Raw genomic sequence first — 1,389 nt, forward strand, 5'->3', positions numbered from 1 at the left:
CAATTTTGCCCTAGGCCGCTCCTTACGGTGACGGACTTCAGGCACTCCCGGCTTCCATGGCTTGACGGGCGGTGTGTACAAGGCCCGGGAACGTATTCACCGGATCATGGCTGATATCCGATTACTAGCGATTCCAGCTTCACGGGGTCGAGTTGCAGACCCCGATCCGAACTGTGACCAGCTTTGTAGATCCGCGCCTCCTTGCGGAGTGGCTTCCCTCTGTACTGGCCATTGTAGCACGTGTGTGGCCCAGGACGTAAGGGCCGTGATGATTTGACGTCGTCCCCACCTTCCTCACGGTTTGCACCGGCAGTCCCGTTAGAGTCCCCATCTTTACATGCTGGCAACTAACGGCAGGGGTTGCGCTCGTTATAGGACTTAACCTGACACCTCACGGCACGAGCTGACGACAACCATGCAGCACCTTGTAAGTAGTCCGAAGAAAGGGACGTCTCTGCCCCATGCAACTTACATTTAAGCCCTGGTAAGGTTCCTCGCGTATCATCGAATTAAACCACATGCTCCACCGCTTGTGCGGGCCCCCGTCAATTCCTTTGAGTTTCATTCTTGCGAACGTACTCCCCAGGTGGGATACTTATCACTTTCGCTTGGCCACGGAGCTAAATGCCCCACAGCTAGTATCCATCGTTTACGGCGTGGACTACCGGGGTATCTAATCCCGTTCGCTCCCCACGCTTTCGTCCATCAGCGTCAGTATATAGTTGGTCACCTGCCTTCGCGATCGGTGTTCTATGTGATATCTATGCATTTCACCGCTACACCACATGTTCCGGCAACCCCACTATAACTCAAGACTAACAGTATCAAGGGCAGTCCCACAGTTGAGCTGTGGCCTTTCACCCCTGACTTATTAGCCCGCCTACGGACCCTTTAAACCCAATGATTCCGGATAACGCTCGGACCCTCCGTATTACCGCGGCTGCTGGCACGGAGTTAGCCGGTCCTTATTCTTATGGTACCGTCAGTACTCTACACGTAGAGTGGTTTCTTCCCATATAAAAGCAGTTTACAACCCATAGGGCAGTCATCCTGCACGCGGCATGGCTGGATCAACCTTTCGGCCATTGTCCAATATTCCTCACTGCTGCCTCCCGTAGGAGTCTGGTCCGTGTCTCAGTACCAGTGTGGGGGATCCCCCTCTCAGGGCCCCTAATCATCGTTGCTTTGGTGAGCCGTTACCTCACCAACTAGCTAATGATACGCATGGCCATCCCTATCCGAAATTCTTTAAATAATTAATCATGCAACTAATTATTACTATGGGGCATTAATCTTCATTTCTAAAGGCTATTCCCCAGATAGGGGCAGGTTCCATACGCGTTCCGCACCCGTGCGCCGGTCGTCAGCAAAAAAGCAAGCTTTTTCCTG

Annotated in this window: 1 rRNA gene; it reads right to left on the bottom strand. The window is 52.8% G+C overall.

From position 1 onward, the window contains the following. Positions 1–1,389 (bottom strand): 16S ribosomal RNA (locus FBT53_RS15860); the annotation flags it as partial.

The organism is Flavobacterium sp. ASW18X (assembly GCF_005144745.1).
Taxonomy (GTDB): domain Bacteria; phylum Bacteroidota; class Bacteroidia; order Flavobacteriales; family Flavobacteriaceae; genus Croceivirga.